Below are 12,195 nucleotides of genomic sequence, written 5' to 3'. Positions count from 1 at the left end.
GTCGTCGGCCCTTGGCGGGGCTTGCCACTGACACGGCGGTGGTACTTCGCGACCTCGCGGCTGTCATGGGGCGGTACGTCCCCAGCTGGCTCACTGCCACGAAGACGGCACATCGCAATGGGCCGCCTGTGCCCGTGTCCGTGCATACGTCCTCGTCCGTTCCGCCAGCGCGTTTTCTCACCCGTTCGGGGCGGTGGAAACGCCGGGAGGGAAAACGTTTGGCGAGGGCGCGGTCAGTTGTGCCCGCGGGAAGCGTTCGGGATGGATATCCCCAGGTGGATCGACCAACAAGGGAAAGAGCGTCGGCCCGGGCACCAGGGGTGTGATGTCTGGTGTCCGGGCCGGTGGTGCGCGCATGGCGCGTGGGTTGTCGGACAATGAGATGGGAGTACCCCGGCCCGATTCCGGCGGGCCGGGGCCCCGTATTGGGCTGCTCGGCTTCGGGGTCAGTCCCGGCCGCCCTCGCCGCCCCAGCCGCCTTCGCCGCCCTCACCGCGGTCGTCGTGGTCGCAGACCACGCGGAAGCTGGCGACGACTCCGTTCTTGACCTTCACGCCGTCCTCGCCCTTCTCGTGGTGCTCGCCCTGCTCGTCGTGCTTGCCGTTCTCGTCGTGCTTGCCGTTCTCGTCGTGCTTGCCGTTCTCGTCGTGCTCGCCGTTCTCGTGGTGCTCGCGCTCCTCGCAGTTCTCGTTCTCGTTCCCGTTCTTCTTCTCGTCCTCGTCCTTGATCGTCGGGCAGACGCCGTCGGAGGAGCTCCAGGGGCCGACGGTGGCGATGGGGGCGCCGTTGTCGCAGACGGCTCCGCGGAAGACCTCGAGGCGCTTGTGGCTGTCGTTGCGGATGTTGAGGGTCTTGGCGCCCAGGCCGCTGACGACGGTGATGCAGTCGCCGGGGTGGGCGGAGTAGGACCGCTCGTTGATCTCGATCCGGCCTCTGTCCTCGTGGCGCCGGCCTTCCTCGCGCCGCTCGCCCCGGCCTTCGTTGCCCTTTCCTTCGTTGCCCTTGCCCTGTCCTTCGTTGTTGTTGGCCTTGTTCTGTCCGGAGTCGCCGCCGAAGGGTGCTGCCGAGGCGGCGGCCGGGACCGCCTGGGGCGCCGGGGCGGAGGCCGCCGAGGCGTAGGTGATGCCGGTCACGGCGAGCGCCGCGGCGGACGAGAGACCTGCAGCCACCATGGTGGAACGAGCGAGCTTCATGTCGCTTCTCCTGTCTGGATGTCTCGGAGATGTCGGCTCGTCAGCCGACTGCGACCAAAAGTACTCACAGCTGTCATACCGGGTCATATCGAAAGCTGTGCGGCAGGGGGCCGACCGGGGTATATACGGCCTTGCCTGGTGCACCGTCAGAATGTGAAGCAGCTCGAAGACCAGGCAGATTGAATGACCATTAGCCCCCCCGGATGAACTGCTGACGCCTGCTCACCCTCCGCTGGCTGCGTGTCGCTACGAAAGCCATGACTGATCCGTGTTACGGGAGGCGGCTGCGCCAGGGCCTGTTTGTCGTGCAGCCCGGCACGAGATCGCACAGTGGTGAGCCGGCCCTCCCGCGAGGGCGGGTGTCGCCAGCCTGGCGAATCGGTGCGGTAAACACGCCGGACGGCGCCGCGACTGCCCCGGGGCGGGCGCCCGGACCGATCTCCTCGGGCACCCGCCGTTGTGCCTGTCCCTGTCCTACACCATGCCCTGCACCGCCCAGTGGAGTCCGAGTTCGGCGAGCTGGTGGAGCTTGTCGGTGGTGAGTTTCCCGCGCCTGGTCTTGGTGTTGGAGAGGAATACCCCAAGCCGGACCTCTGTCCCGTCGGGGAGGACTTCTACGTGGGTGCGGCTGATGGGCCCTACAGAGCCCGTACGGGCCTTGTACTGCGCAAGGGCTGCGACACCCCGCTCGAAGGCCCCATAGCCGCCCTTGGAGGCCGCCGCCGGTACTTCCTGCTCCGGGGGCAGTGGTACGACGCCGATGGCCTCCAGCAGCTCATGCTGCTTGGCCGTCAGGCTCTGCCAGACGGTGTGCTGCCGTTGCCGGGCGAGCCATTTGCCGATGTCCATGGCGTGGATGGTGACGCCGGGCAGGACGTCGGCCTGGCCCTCTTCTTCGCCGACCAGTTCACGCAGGGCGGCGTAGTGTCGCTGCCAGGTGGCCGGCCAGTCCGGGTTCCAGTGCTCGTCGATCTCTTCCAGTGTGGCTTTCCATGTGGGGTGGCCGTTGAGGGCGCCGGGTCGGCGCAGGTTGGACAGCCACTGCCCGATCGGCCGGTCCAGCGCGGTCGGGGTCCTGGGCGCGCACAGCGTCCAGTGCACTTCGTAGTACGCGCGGGCGGCTTCCAGGTTCTCCTGGAAGCTGGCGTCGGCTACCGACCAGAGCATGCCGAGCTGCTCCAGCCGCTGGGCGCGCTTGCCCGTCATCTGCCCGGCCGCGTAGGCGCGCCGCTGTTCCGCGACCCGCTGGCCGAGGGGGTAGGCGCCTTCCTTGTGCCCGTACGGTACCCGCGCGTGCCCTTCCCGCGTCGTGAACGCCTTCAGCTTCGACCAGCCGCGCGCCCAGTCCTGTTTCTCCGTGTCGATCACGTTCCACGACACCCACTCGGCGACCGTCACCGGGTCGCGTGGGGCCGCGAACCGCAGCAGCAGCCGGGCCTCCTCCTCGCCCTCCTCTGGCTCCGTACCGATGGACACCGACGGCTGAACGGCGTTCTTCTGCGGCTCCTGAGGAATAGCCAGCAATTCCACGGCCTCCTCATCATGAGCCCTAAGAGGTCATCTCATTTGGCGCATTCGATAGGCTCCGGGTGTGGGGATCGTTGAGCGGCTGGTGCCGGATGAGCTGTGGGAGTTGTTCCAGCGAGTGGTGCCGGAGGCGCCGAGTCGGCCTCAGGGAGGCGGCCGGCGCCGGCACGGTGACAGGGAGGTGCTGGCTGCGATCGTGTTCGTGGCCACGTCGGGCTGTACGTGGCAGCAGCTGCCGGCCGCCTCGTTCGGACCGTCGGGACCCACGGCTCACCGGCGTTTCACCGAGTGGTCGAAAGCCCGGGTGTGGGCGAAGCTCCATCGCCTGGTCCTCGACGAACTCGGCTCCCGGGGTGAACTGGACTGGTCTCGCTGTGCGATCGACTCGGTGAACGTGCGGGCCCTGAAAAGGGGGGCCTGACAGGTCCGAATCCAGTAGATCGAGGCAAGTACGGTTCGAAGATCCACTTGATCACCGAACGGACCGGACTGCCCATCTCCATCGGCATCTCCGGCGCCAACCTGCACGACAGCCAGGCCCTCGAACCGCTCGTTCGCGGCATCCCGCCCATCCGCTCCCGTCGCGGTCCGCGCCGACGACGGCCGGCCAAGCTCCACGGCGACAAGGGCTACGACTACGACCACCTGCGCCGATGGTTACGCCAGCGCAGCATCCGGCACCGCATCGCCCGTAAAGGCATCGAGTCCTCCCAGCGCCTGGGACGCCACCGCTGGACCATCGAACGCACCATGGCCTGGCTCGCCGGATGCCGCCGCCTGCACCGCCGCTATGAACGCAAGGCCGTCCACTTCTTGGCCTTCACCAGCATCGCCTGCACCCTGATCTGCTACCGCAGACTCACCAAATGAGATGACCTCTAAGCCCCTCAAGCACCTTGACCAAAGGCCGGTACGAAGCGGAAGTGAACATGTCTTCCGGCTCTTCCCCGGGCTGGAGGAATACCGGCACGATCAAAGACGCGAGTTTCCCCTCTCCGGGCTTCTGCCGCAAAGCCCGCCCGATCGCCTGGACAATGTCATGCGGCGCGCCTTTCGGATCCAGCAGCGCCACGCAGTCCACGGCCCGGATGTCCACGCCCTCACTCAGCACGCGGCAGTTCGAGAGGACAGCCCGCCGCGCGGTGGACCCGAACTCCGCGAGCACCGCCCGCCGGCGCTCCGGCGCGTGCTCCCCGCACAGCCAGTCCGCCCACACCCGCGCCGGATACTGCTCGGGCTGATCCCCGTGCAGCCGCTTCGCCACCCGCTCAAGGCCCTCCGCGTACGCCTGCGCCTCTATCGTCCGGTGGTGGTAGGTGATGCACGTCTGCAGCCGATGCTGCGCCATGGTGTCCAGCAGCGAGGCCTGAAGCGCACCCAGCCGCTGCCCGCGCACCTTCTCCTCATACCGCTCCTCACTCATCAGCCGCCCCGGCGTCACGAGCGGATCCCGCACCTCCATCACGATGATCTCTGGCGACCTGTATCGATCTCGCGACGCGGGAGGTGGTCGGCTGGGCGATGGCCGACCACCACCGCGCCGAGCTGCCGGTCGCCGCCTTGCGGATGGCGGCCGGGCGTGGCGGCCTGGAGCAGGGTTGCGTCATGCATACGGATCGCGGCAGCGAGTACACGAGTGACGAATTCCGCAGCGAAATACGCGAGTTGCGCATGAGGCAGTCGATGGGGCGCGTCGGCTCTTGTTACGATAATGCCGCCGCGGAAAGCTGGTTCGCCATCCTGAAAGCGGAGATCGGGACGACCATGTGGGAGACCCGCGAGGCCGCCCGGGCCGACGTTTTCCACTACGTCGAGGTCGAGGCGCTCAGTCACATCGGCTGTGCGAGCCCTGTAGTTGGCCCGTCTGCCCAGGTGCGTGCTCAGCTTTGCGTCACTGGATCAAAACCAAGAGACCTACGCCGCATGGCGTCAGCGCTGACCCTTGGTGATCAAGCTGAAGCTTGGTCGGTTCACTCGATCGAGTCAACCGGATCCCCACCCGGCTCGTATCGCCCAGCGGGCATGGGAGCGTCCTGTCGGTCCGAGGCATTGAGTGGGGGGTTTTGGTGCTGGTACGACGGTGGTTGGACGTGGCCGGGGTCTTTGATCCGGCGTTGAGGGCGGCTTACACCGTCGCATGCCGCAGGGCTCTGAGCGATCGTGCCGGCGTTACCTGGCTGGGGATTCTGTCAGTACCGTCACGCGCGCGTCCTTTGACTGCAGCCGCGGCAATGGTGATCTTGGAGGCTGACGCCCGGGCGGACGAAGGGCCCCACGAGCAGCGTCTTGAGCGTTTCGGCGAGTGGGTCGACGCCTGGTATGCCGCGCTGGACTCCGGTTCCAGTGCCGAGCCCATTCTGCACGCGGCGGCGCACGCGCACCGCGTCGCTCCTGTAAAGCCGACGCGAGCGCTGATGGATCAGGCCTTCGCGGCCGCGCGCAGCGATCTTGATTTTCGCGAGTTCCCCACCTATGCCGACTGGCAGGTTTATGCCTCCGGCAGTGCCGGCGCGGCGATGCTGTGGACGCTGTCCATGCGGGGGGAGTACGGCGAGAGCGGCGAACGCATCATCCGGGAGTACGGGTACATGGCTCAGCTGGTGGATTGCCTGGCCGATGTGTCCGAAGATGCGAGGGAGGGCCGGCTGTATCTGCCGCTTGAGGATCTCGACCGGTTCGGTGTCCGCAGGGAGGATCTGGAGGCCGGACGCTGGACGTCGGCCACGGCCGACCTGGTCGCCTTCGAAGTAGCGCGCATCACCGGCCGCATGCCGGCCGTGCTGGAGATGGCACGCGCTCATCCATGGCTGTATCCGTTCTGCTCGGCCCTGGACGAGTACATCCGCCCCTTGTGCGCGGCCGTGTTGGAAGCGGGGCCGTCCCTGCTACGTCGAGTGGCCGTTCCGCCGACAGGACCGATGGTCCGGGGAGGGATGAGTTTGTGGCGCTCCGCCCACGTGACCTCCCGGTGAATGAGATGACGTTGAGCAAAGTTCTGGGAAGGAACTCATGACCACGACGAAGGGGCCCTACACCGCAGATGGGGTGCAGTCCTCAGAGGATGAGAGGGCGGTCAATGAGCTGGTGGAAGGTGAACTTCGGCGGTGGGCGGGCGCCGAGGAGGATCTGATGGGGGTGGCCTGCCGCGACGCGCTGTTTCCGTCGGGCAAGCTGCTGCGGCCGCGGTTGTGTCTGTGGTCGGCGGCCGCCGTGGGCGGCAGCATGGAGCAGGCCCTGGCTTTCGCCTCGGGCCTGGAGTGCATGCACGTGGCGACGCTGATGCACGACGACGTCGTCGACCGTGCCCCCGAGCGTCGCGGGCGGGCTTCCTCGGCCGAGCACTTCGGGATCAGCGTGGCCCTGATGGCCGGCGACGGGCTGGCCTCCACCGCCTATGAGGCCATGCTCGCGTCCACGGAGGCAGGCGTGCCGGCCGCCCGTGCCGTGCAGGCGACTCGCGTGGTGGCAGCCGCGGTCAAGCGCACAGTGGCCGCCATCGGCGAGGAGACCCTGGTACGCGAGGATCTCGGCTGCACGCTGGAGAAGGTTCTGGAGATCATCCGCGGCAAAACTGCCGCGTTGTTCGGCGCAGCGTGTCAGGCCGGAGCGATTCTGGCCGACGCGCCCGCTGCCCACGAGGCGGCGCTGCGCGCCTACGGTGAGGAACTGGGCATGGCGTTCCAGATCCGTGATGACCTTCTTCCCTACGTCGGCGCCGCGGAGTCGGGGGGCCTGACCGATGTGGCCAACCGGCAGCCGACCGTGCCGGTCCTCCTGGCCCGGGACGCCACCAGCGCGGAGGACTTGGACAGGCTTCAGGAGCTGTTCTGTGACGACTCCGACGCCGTCACCGCCCACCGCCTGCTGGCTCAGATCCTCGCCCGCAGCGAGGCTGTCGATCAGGCCGCCGAGATGGCTCGCGGGTACGCGGTCAAGGCCCGCGAAGCGTTGGCCGCACTTCCCCCATCGCAGGCCCGGGACCTGCTGGAAGCGCTGACCGTCACGGTCGTCGACCGTGTCAGGTGAGTGATGAAGGTCCGGGGACTGCGGCACGCCTACGGCCGGCGGCAGGTGCTGCGCGGTATCGACCTGGACCTCGGACCGGGAGTGCTGGTCGGCATCGTCGGAGAGAACGGAGCCGGCAAGTCCACCCTGCTCAAGATTCTCTCCGGCGAGCTGTGCCCGGATGCCGGAACAGTGTTCCACCAGGGACGCTTCGGTTACTGCCCGCAGGACGTCGCCCTCAACGACGCCCTGACCGTCCGCCAGCACCTGAAGTTCTTCCAGGCCGCGTATGGCCTGACAGACCTTCAGCGCGCCGAGGAGATCATGGATGAGCTGCGCTTCGCCGAGTACGCCGACGTGCGCGCTGGAGTGCTCAGTGGCGGCACCCGGCAGAAGCTCAACCTGACGCTCGCGCTCATGCACGACCCGCAGGTCCTGCTGCTGGACGAGCCCTACCAGGGCTTCGACTGGGACACCTACCAGCGGTTCTGGCGCCTCGCCGACGGCCTGCGCGCCGAGGGGCGCTCCGTGCTCGTCGTATCCCACCTGGCGTACGACCTGGAACGATTGGACGAACTGTGGCGCTTGGACGGCGGCATCCTCGTGCTTGACCCGGCGGTGGCGGCATGAGGAGACATCTCACCCTGTACACCACCGCGACCCGGTACGACCTGGTCGAGCACGCCCGCAACCGCTTCGCGATGCTGCTGGTCGTCCTATTCGTCCCCGCGTGGATCACGCTCGTGTACCTCAACATCCCTGACAGGCCTGTGCCGTTCCGGCTGGACGCCACCGGGGAGCGGCTGGCCCCGGCCGGCAACCTGCTCACGCAGATCACGGGGGCAATCAACGCCGTCACGCTGATCACCGGTTTCATGATGTTTGCCGCCACCTTCAGCGGAGGCCGTTTCGACCGGCGCCTGGCCATGGCGGGCTACCCCCGCATTCACCTGGTCGCCGCCAAGACCACCTCCCTGACCCTCGCCTCCGCAGCGGTCGCCGCCTACGCCACCGCCGTCATCTGCGCCGCCTGGTCACCTGTGCAGCCACTCCAGCTCGGCGCGGCCCTGTTCAGCGCAGCCCTAACCTACGGAGCCCTCGGCGTCATCTACGGCTCGGTGCTGTGTCGGGAAGTGGAGGGCATGTTCGCGCTGATCATGACCAGCGTCATCGACGTGGCCATGCAAAACCCGTTGGCGAGCTCCGGGGCCAACAGTCCCTTCATCCGGCTGCTGCCCTCCTACGGCGCTGTCCAAGCCGCCACCGCCGCCTGCTTCTCCACCCAGCGCACACCCGCCTACCTACTAGCTCAGCTGCTGTGGTTCGCGGCAGTTGCCTTGATCAGCCTCCTCACCTTCCACCACCGCACCCGCTCGCGCACCGCCGTCACGCCGGACGACAAGGTGCCCGTGCTGGCTGCCCCCACCCAACCGGTCTGACCCTCGTTGCCGGGGGGTATCGGCTGTCATCGCTTGTGTACAGCGGCCCCGGGCCCGCAGGTTCCCACTGGCAGTAGAACGTAGTGGCTGTCGGCCCGGAACGTGCTGACCGCAGTGTCAGTGATGAACGCCAGCAACCGGGACCTAGCCCGGGAAGTCCGTTGGCGGGGACACGCCTCGACCACCCGTAACATCGCCGAGCTGGGCGAGAACGCCGCCGAAGGCGGTGACGGCGCTCACCTGGTCCTCGGCGCGGTGCCGGCCCCGCTCACACGCCCTGATCCGCAGGAGCCGACCGAGATGGTCCGCCGCGCGGGCTGGCTGGCGATCACCGAACGCCGCGACATCCTCGCGCACCGCGTCGCGACCTTCGCCCAGCGCTGGGACGGCGGCCAGGACTGGCACACCGGAGCCGTAACCAGCGTGCATCCGGAAACCTGCGCCACTGCCCATGAATGGGCCCAGCGCCTGATCCCCGCCTCAGACGACCAGCCGCCCACCGTCCTGGAGAAAGTCCTCCTGGGCGCCGCCGAACAAGGACTACTGGTGCACCTATTCGCGGTCCTGGACCGACGTGAAGTACGTGTACGGACTGAGCGTCACGGCCCCTGAGAAGAACAAGCTCACCGAGATGCTCAACAGCTGCGACTAAAACCCCCACGGCGGCAGAGTCCGGCAGGATGGCGCCGGGGACCAGCTCACTGAACTGCTCCCACAGATCGCAAGACGACACCAGCCCTGCCCGCGGCGGAGGGGGAGAAGTACTGCATCACCTGTCACGGACCTCGATCGCTTCGGCGTGCGGCATGTGAGGCCGACCACGGGTACGGTCATGCCGCGCCCAGCCCCGACCATGGCTGGTCAGCGCACGGCTGACGCTTCTCTGCGGCGGCCGTGCTTCATGTCTGCCGATGCCCGGAGCCGGTCCAGGGGATTCGCTGGTCGGGGTTGTGGACGGGGCGCCACACCGGGGGCGCCGGGGCCGTGGTGGAGCAGGCTGGCCAGCGGGGCCGCGAGGACGGGGACGTCCCGTAGGAAGGGTGCCAGTGGCCTGGCGGCCGCGCGCAGGGCGCTGATCCGGTTCTCGATGCCGGCGGGTCCGGTGCCGTCCAGGACGAACAGGATGCGGGGGAAGAGCGGGTAGCGCCGGTGCCACTCCTCCACCGCTGGTTCCTGGAAGGTTGGTCGGCGCCCTGGGACCGCGGGCACGTAGCGGTAGAGGCGCTCGTACGCGGTGAGCTTGGCGGCGAGGCGTTCGGGGCCCATGGTGGCCCGGTCGACTTCCACGAACGCCCGCAGCATCGGCCCGTGCTCGCCGTCGACGGGGCCGCGCCGGTAGTACAGGAGCGCATCGGGGATGACGGCCTCGCCGCTCCCGATCGGGTGGTGGACCTCGCAGATCCAGTCCAGCGGCCGGCACAGATCGCCGTGGCGGCGGGCGTCCTCGAGGAAGGCGAGCGCGGTCTGGGTCACGGTCAGCGTGTGGCCGGCCTTCAGCCGTACGGCGGTCGGATCGGACACCGTCCTGGACGGCCGGCGCCCGCGCATCTCGGGCCATTCGAAGGCCAGTTGCACGCCGTACGCGGTGGGGAACCACACCCGGGTCCGTCCGGCCTGCGGCAGGGTGATGCGGTCGACCAGCCCCTCCACGCGCAGCCTGGCCAGCCTGCGCCTCGTCTGCTCGATGCGCACTTCAGGGGCGATCACCCGGTGCATCTGCTCGCTGGTGGCCATCCGGTACTGCGTCAGCACGCCCAGCGCCATCCGGTCCCCGCTACCCACGTCCACGCCGATCATCACGGATCCGCTCGCTTCCCGTCCGGTGCGGCACCGGCCTGCCCGGTGCGGCACCGGCCTGCCCGGTGCTGCGCGTACCAGTTACAGCAGCAGCCGGCCCCGACCAGAGCACCGACCACGAAGGCCCGACCACGGTCACGAAGCGACAACACCTCCGTGGACCAGGCCCACATCCCCGCCGACAACCCGGCCGACAACCGTCCGCACCCTTTGCCGCGCCCACCCGCGAACCCGCAGGTCACCACGCTGGTCCGGCCGTGGTCGGCAGGCCGACATCCCCTCTACGCCCCCGAGTCCACGTCCCACAGCAGGAAGAACAAGGAAAGTGGGTGGGTGGGACAGGTCTCGTGCGGCGGGCGAGGGGATCGGGCGCCGCTGGTGGTCCTCGCGCGCGTCGGCGGGGCCGCGCGCGACGCCGGGCGGACAAGCGCCCGGCGACTGCGCGTGCGACGGGCAATCCAACGGTGTCGGGGGCCCGGGCGGCTCCCCACGGCCGGAACACCTGCCCGACACGATCGGCCTCCGGACCGGAGGTCAGTCCGTCCGCCGACGCGTCGGCGGGGGAGCCACTGCCGCCGGGCGCCGGCCGGCGGGACCGGCCCGACCGATGTCGCGCCCACCGGACGCGGAGCAGCCCGGCACCGTGTTGCCGGTGCCGGGCCGCTCATGTGTGTCGGGCTTCAGCCCTGGCGGGCCTTGAAGCGCGGGTCCTTCTTGTTGATCACGTATGTCACGCCGTGCCGGCGGACCACCTGGGCGCCGGGCTTGTTCTTGAGCGAGCGCAACGACTTGCGTACCTTCATGGCCGTCTCCTTTCCGTGCGGTCGAACCGGGGGCGTCGTCGATGGCACTGCCGTCAACGGCCGGCCCGAGTGGTGCTTGCGTAGCGCCGCTCGAACCGCTGGATTCGTCCCGCTGTGTCGACGATGCGGGAGGTGCCGGTGTAGAAGGGGTGGCTCGCCGACGAGACCTCGACGTCGACGACGGGATAGGTGTTGCCGTCCTTCCACTGGACCGTGTGCTGTGCGGCGGCGGTGGAGGGGACGAGCAGTTCGAAGCCGGCCGCGCGGTCGCGGAAGAGGACGGGGCGGGAAACGGGATGGATGCCATGCCTCATGACGGTGTCCTTCCTGGGTGCCCCTGTCGCCCGGGGTGCCGGGCGACAGGGGCAGGGGTCAGCGTTCTTCGCGGAAGAGGACGTGGGCGCTGGCCTTCGGGTCGTACTTGCGCAGGACCAGCCGGTCGGGGTCGTTCTGGCGGTTCTTGCGGGTCACGTAGGTGACGCCGGTGCCGGCAGTCGACCTCAGCTTCACGACGGGCCGCGTGGTGCTGCGTGCCATGAGGTGCCCCTTTCACGTGCACCCGAGTCGGTTGACCCGGGCATGTCAGGCAAGATGTACAACGGCATCCGCCGGCCCCGCATTCCCGGCGCCGGCGGACCTCGGCGCGTGACGAGCGCCGCCCTGGTCCGGGCGGCCCGCACCGCCGCCGAGAGGCTTGCGATGTCGTAGGCACCGTGATGCCTGCGCCCGTTCACGAAGAAGGTGGGCGTCCCCGCCACCTGGCTGAGGTCTGCGGACTCCACGTCCTCGGCGATGCGCGCCAGGACCTTGGGATGCAGGTCCCGCTCGAAGCGCTCCAGGCCGATGTCCCCGGCGTACCCGCGCAGGTGATCGAGACGCAGCGCGCCCTGGTGGCTCAGCAGCCGGGCTTGTCAGTGGTCTGGCCTGGGGGTTTGTTGGAGGGTGAGCTACTTAGGCTGGTTGAGTGGTGCGCTCGGTGCGCTGCGCCAGGCGGTTGACGACCCCGCCGCAGCCACACACGCGACACCGTTGTGGTGGGGCTCCAGGTACGCCACAGGCCTCGTCTGGGTCGTGTGCTGAATCTGTGACACGTCATGGTGACGTTCTGGCGGCTGTCGTTGGCCAGTGGATCTGCGCAGTGGTGCGAGTGCTGACCTGGGGTTTCGCAGATTGACTGGTTGGGATCGCGGTTGGTGTTGGTCAGTCAATCTGCGCGTTGCAGCACGCTGTTGGCTCTCTGACCTGTGGTTCCTCGCGGTGTGCGGTGGAATGCGCAGGTTGGTTGGGTGGTTGCGCAGTTTCACTGACCGCCGATAGGTGACGCGGCAGGGGTGTCATCGGCGGGGCGTGCTGTCCAGTTTTGGTCCAGGCTTCATTTTGAAGCACACCTGAGGGGAACTGCCTTCTTGTCCAGTCTCGCGTCAACAGCTT

At 68.4% G+C, this 12,195-nt stretch carries 13 protein-coding genes and 2 pseudogenes; 7 read left to right on the top strand and 8 right to left on the bottom strand.

The window, feature by feature from the left end:
- Positions 1-446: 446 nt before the first annotated feature.
- Both A6P39_RS44395 and A6P39_RS44390 read right to left on the bottom strand, forming a co-directional pair.
- Complete coding sequence (locus A6P39_RS44395; protein ID WP_275884515.1) at positions 447-1,193, bottom strand: hypothetical protein; 747 nt, start codon at positions 1,191-1,193, stop codon at positions 447-449.
- Between the two features lie 474 nt (positions 1,194-1,667).
- Complete coding sequence (locus A6P39_RS44390; protein WP_443053136.1) at positions 1,668-2,723, bottom strand: helicase associated domain-containing protein; 1,056 nt, start codon at positions 2,721-2,723, stop codon at positions 1,668-1,670.
- A 67-nt stretch (positions 2,724-2,790) separates the two neighbouring features.
- Between A6P39_RS44390 and A6P39_RS44385 the strand changes: the two genes are divergently transcribed.
- Positions 2,791-3,590 (top strand): IS5 family transposase gene (locus A6P39_RS44385; RefSeq protein ID WP_275884579.1). Its coding sequence is split into 2 segments (ribosomal slippage): positions 2,791-3,130 and positions 3,130-3,590, totalling 801 coding nucleotides; the frame shifts between segments, so codons are not numbered across the junction.
- A gap of 1 nt (position 3,591) precedes the next feature.
- On the opposite strand, the pseudogene A6P39_RS44380 reads toward A6P39_RS44385, so the two are convergent.
- Positions 3,592-4,194 (bottom strand): annotated as a pseudogene (locus A6P39_RS44380) (helicase-related protein); the annotation flags it as partial.
- Positions 4,195-4,241: 47 nt separating this feature from the next.
- Between A6P39_RS44380 and A6P39_RS44375 the strand changes: the two are divergent.
- From A6P39_RS44375 to A6P39_RS44350, 6 genes are all read left to right on the top strand, one after another.
- Positions 4,242-4,838 carry a DDE-type integrase/transposase/recombinase gene (locus A6P39_RS44375; protein ID WP_275884514.1) on the top strand — a complete coding sequence of 199 codons (597 nt, stop codon included), beginning with the start codon at positions 4,242-4,244 and terminating at the stop codon, positions 4,836-4,838.
- On the top strand, positions 4,787-5,692 hold the full coding sequence (locus A6P39_RS44370; protein ID WP_331454246.1) for a phytoene/squalene synthase family protein: 906 nt from the start codon (positions 4,787-4,789) through the stop codon (positions 5,690-5,692). Before A6P39_RS44375 ends, A6P39_RS44370 begins: the two co-directional genes overlap by 52 nt.
- A 37-nt stretch (positions 5,693-5,729) precedes the next feature.
- Positions 5,730-6,746, top strand: a complete 1,017-nt coding sequence (locus tag A6P39_RS44365) for a polyprenyl synthetase family protein (RefSeq protein ID WP_275884512.1) — start codon at positions 5,730-5,732, stop codon at positions 6,744-6,746.
- A 3-nt stretch (positions 6,747-6,749) separates the two neighbouring features.
- Positions 6,750-7,355, top strand: a complete 606-nt coding sequence (locus A6P39_RS44360; protein WP_275884511.1) for an ABC transporter ATP-binding protein — start codon at positions 6,750-6,752, stop codon at positions 7,353-7,355.
- Positions 7,352-8,164: an ABC transporter permease gene (locus A6P39_RS44355; RefSeq protein ID WP_275884510.1), complete on the top strand. Its 813-nt coding sequence runs from the start codon at positions 7,352-7,354 to the stop codon at positions 8,162-8,164. The genes A6P39_RS44360 and A6P39_RS44355 overlap by 4 nt, the downstream gene beginning before the upstream one ends.
- 123 nt (positions 8,165-8,287) lie before the next feature.
- Complete coding sequence (locus A6P39_RS44350) at positions 8,288-8,776, top strand: hypothetical protein (RefSeq protein WP_275884509.1); 489 nt, start codon at positions 8,288-8,290, stop codon at positions 8,774-8,776.
- A gap of 249 nt (positions 8,777-9,025) precedes the next feature.
- Here A6P39_RS44350 and A6P39_RS44345 read toward each other — a convergent pair whose 3' ends face one another.
- The 5 genes and pseudogenes from A6P39_RS44345 to A6P39_RS45755 form a co-directional block, all read right to left on the bottom strand.
- Positions 9,026-9,952 carry a replication-relaxation family protein gene (locus A6P39_RS44345; RefSeq protein ID WP_275884508.1) on the bottom strand — a complete coding sequence of 309 codons (927 nt, stop codon included), beginning with the start codon at positions 9,950-9,952 and terminating at the stop codon, positions 9,026-9,028.
- A 689-nt stretch (positions 9,953-10,641) separates the two neighbouring features.
- Positions 10,642-10,764 carry a type B 50S ribosomal protein L36 gene (gene ykgO, locus A6P39_RS44340; RefSeq protein ID WP_270086932.1) on the bottom strand — a complete coding sequence of 41 codons (123 nt, stop codon included), beginning with the start codon at positions 10,762-10,764 and terminating at the stop codon, positions 10,642-10,644.
- Positions 10,765-10,817: 53 nt separating this feature from the next.
- Positions 10,818-11,078 (bottom strand): type B 50S ribosomal protein L31, encoded by a 261-nt coding sequence (locus tag A6P39_RS44335; protein ID WP_275884507.1) that lies wholly within the window; start codon positions 11,076-11,078, stop codon positions 10,818-10,820.
- 58 nt (positions 11,079-11,136) lie between these two features.
- Complete coding sequence (gene rpmG, locus A6P39_RS44330; protein ID WP_275884506.1) at positions 11,137-11,301, bottom strand: 50S ribosomal protein L33; 165 nt, start codon at positions 11,299-11,301, stop codon at positions 11,137-11,139.
- Between the two features lie 113 nt (positions 11,302-11,414).
- Positions 11,415-11,666: pseudogene (locus A6P39_RS45755) on the bottom strand (DsbA family protein); the annotation flags it as partial.
- Positions 11,667-12,195: the final 529 nt, after the last annotated feature.

The sequence above is a fragment of the Streptomyces sp. FXJ1.172 genome (genome assembly GCF_001636945.3).
GTDB lineage: Bacteria > Actinomycetota > Actinomycetes > Streptomycetales > Streptomycetaceae > Streptomyces.
The sequence above is the reverse complement of the archived record's forward strand: the minus strand, read 5'-3'. Positions and strand labels throughout refer to the sequence as shown.